The organism is Pseudoalteromonas sp. AWM4_233, assembly GCF_056158285.1.
Genome location: NZ_JBSWSZ010000034.1, coordinates 1 through 3,476, shown reverse-complemented (window position 1 = coordinate 3,476; position 3,476 = coordinate 1). Strand labels below are relative to the sequence as shown.

Here is a 3,476-nt window from a genome sequence, read left to right as displayed (position 1 = left end):
AAGGTTAACGACGGTTAGATTCACCTCTTACACAGCACCTTTTAAAAGTTTTTTGCCCTTATAAATGTATATCAATCACATTAAACAAATAAGTATGATTTTTATCATTGGAGCACGAATATTTATAGGTATATCTACAAACACCAATTGTTACAAGCTTTTAATAGAAACTTTTCTTCATTGACTGAATAATTAAACAATTTTTGTTGCTAATTTAGTCAATGTGGTGTTTTAAGGTAATTTCAAGGGGAATATATAGAACAGCAACAAAAATGCCAACCTTCTGGTTGGCATTTTTTAAGATTTAACTTTATTTATCATCGATTATTGAAATCGAGCGGCTCACCGTTTTAGTTCCGCCAAGCTGATTTTCAAATTGGAAAGTTATAGTTAGTACACCATCTTGATTTCTTTGGTTACCATCAGACTCCCTAGCAATTCGAACATCAGAATACATTGTTGAGTCACGATTTGTGCTCGGAATCGTTTCCTCATGCTCAATAATAGAAAAATCTCCATTATCGGCTGTTAGCGACACTTCAGTTCCAGCAGGAAGTGGATTACCAAACTCATCACTGTAAAAAATACGTACATTGATACTAGATAAACCCACTTCTAAGGTCTCAGGATCTGTTTCATTGGGGTCTGTTGCATCATAGTCTGGGTTGGCACGAGATACTTCAGATAAATCAATAGAGGCGACATCGCACCACAACGCATTATCAGATACCTCAAATACACCAGCTATTGTGCTCGAACAATCAGCAGGCACTAAAACCTCATATGGAGCAGATACTACTTCATTGGATTTTAATACAGCAAAGCGAACATATGGATCATCACCAGACATGACAACTTCAATTTGCTTACGAACTTCAATTAAATCACGGGTACACTGGCCTGCATTAAAGGCAGCTTCACTACACAATAAGCCATTATACAAACCATCTGCACCGTCATAAATTCCGTTATTATTAAGGTCACGCCATGTTTCGTTATGACCACCACGCGAGTTTAATTCAGAACATTGATCTGTGTTCGGATCGTAACTATCACTATCTGCATCACTGCAGTTCGCCTTGTCAAAAGTGCTATTTTCATTATGATCATTAAACGCTTCTGGTAAGTCATATAATGTGTAGTATTCGCCAATATCGAATAAACCATTGCGCCTAGTTATGCCATCTGATGACTCTTCATCGACAAAGCTTTCTTGACCTTTTGCAACAGCAATAATACTTGTTCTTCCGCCTCGTATAACACCATTAGGATCGTTTTTAGCGCGAACTAATGTCCCGATACAAGGCGCTGCAGTTTCAAAATAAGGATCGCAGTTAACATCACCCGTCTTAGGGTTTATACCTTCGGTAGTTGCAGAGTTACCATCGATTTCACCAATTCTATTACCCCACTTGTAATCATAGAACGGTCGCTCACCTTGTGAACGCCACGTTACTACACATGACGCGTCAGTAGTACGACACACCGCTTCATTACTTTGTGGACCTACAACGCCTGATTCTGTCAAAACTGTTGATTCGACACCATTACTATTAAATTGATTAAATTGGTCACCAAAATAAACCGTAAGACTATTAGTAATTCCATTGTAATTCAGTGCATTAGGGTTAAAAACTTGAGGGCTTAAATCGAAACTATTTTGATCCGTAATGCCTGAATATAATGCAAGTTGCGATGATACTGCATTGATTTGCTCTGCTAGTGGTACGAGGTGAAGCGTTCCTTCAGGACAAATGTCATTTGTTGGTTCATCTGCACACAACTGCACCTCATCTGTCCAACATGATAAATCATCACCTTCTGGTAATGCAGCAACATCTGTTTTTGAAACAAAACAAGCCTTAACTACAAGAGGACCAGGCACAATACCTGAAGTGACCGTAGTTTGCACAACACCATCATTGTCTGTATTCGCTGTACGTTGAGTCAAACCAGCTAAACCAGTTGAGTCTGTTAACTTAAAGTCAATTCGCTGCTGTGGCGATACAATGCCGTCGGCATCTAATAATCTAAAGCGAACGACAGACTGTGTAGGTAAGCCACCTTCACCTGGAGGAAGAGCAATTACCGGTTCTGAGACGTCGATAAACTGAATTGATTGTACTGCTGAAACTTCAACAGGGATGATCGTTGAAGCAGTAAAGTTCTTTCCGCCCGTTTCGACTGTAATATTAACAACATCATCAATTCCGCAACCATTGGCTCTATAGGTAGAACTAGCTATACCGCTTGATGATTTTACAGAGGCATCAATACTTGAATTATTGTTATCAACACATGTTGAACTAAATTCTACATCTGTTGGTGTGGTATATAAATTCCCTTCTTCGTCCTTTAAAGTGACCTCAATAATTGTACTTCCTCCAGCTTTAAGAGGAATTACATCACCATTTGAGTCAACATTTAGGCCGTTGTCCACTTCTAGAATTAAATCTGCGATACCTACTGCAAAGTTAGTGCTAATTTGTTCATCTAAAGCAGATACTGTAATTGTTCCTGCACCGCCAGTGTTACCAGGTTGGATTTTCAATAGTGCAACACCAAAGCTATCAGTCAACGCTCGACCTGATGATGGAAGGACTGTCCCTAGATCAGTTGTTACTTCGACTAGTGCATTAGCAACAGCGTCACCACTTTGCTGATTTGTTACTTCAATAAATAAATCAGCAAGTTCAGCACTCGATACCGAGTTAGTTATGCTACAGCCTGATGCTATTGAGGTCGGGTCTAGTTTTACGTTACTTCTATTGTCATCCCAAGAAGGGACACAACCAGTTAAAAGAGAAGCTGTAACCGAATACTGTATAGCATCATCAGGGGCTTCATCACCATTAGAAATAAAGCCAGCAATTTTAGTGACTGCATTACCGCTTTCATCTGTATAGGTTGCTACAACTTGACCTGCCCCTTTCGCATCACCACTGCTCAGTGTTACAGAAGCTTCACCATTTGAATCTGTTAGAGCGGTTCCTAAAACAGGCGTAATTTTACCTGTAAAATTAGTGCTGAATGAAATAAGTTGACCTGCAAGGGGCGTCTCTTCATCAAGCAAAGTTGCTGTGACTGTACCTTTATTATCTTTGCTTACAGGGTTATCAACAGTAAACGGTGCTCCAGAAGTGTCTGTAATAGTGAGGTTTAATGTGACGCTGCCGCTCACACTTGAATCATCTGATTCTGAACCATCCGATGTGAAACCAAATGTGTCGCTGTAGGTATCTCCATCAAGAGCGTAGGTAGCAGTTACTATACCAGCGCCAGCAGTATCACCTGCCGTAAGTTTAATAGAAGCAACACCATTGCTATCTGTTAAATCAGTTCCAGATACTGGATCTAAAAGACCAATATCGCCGTTTAAGCTAAAGTTAATCACAACCCCAGCAACAGCTTCATCATTATTTGTTAATGTAGCAGATATTGTTAACGGAGAGTCAGCTGTTACCTGATTATCTTAT

General features: G+C 39.7%; 1 protein-coding gene. It reads right to left on the bottom strand.

What is annotated here, in order from left to right; genetic code table 11:
• Positions 1 to 310: 310 nt before the first annotated feature.
• A complete protein-coding gene (locus ACXAC4_RS19060; RefSeq protein WP_475164703.1) occupies positions 311 to 3,394 on the bottom strand; it encodes a hypothetical protein in 3,084 nt (1,027 codons plus the stop codon).
• Positions 3,395 to 3,476: the final 82 nt, after the last annotated feature.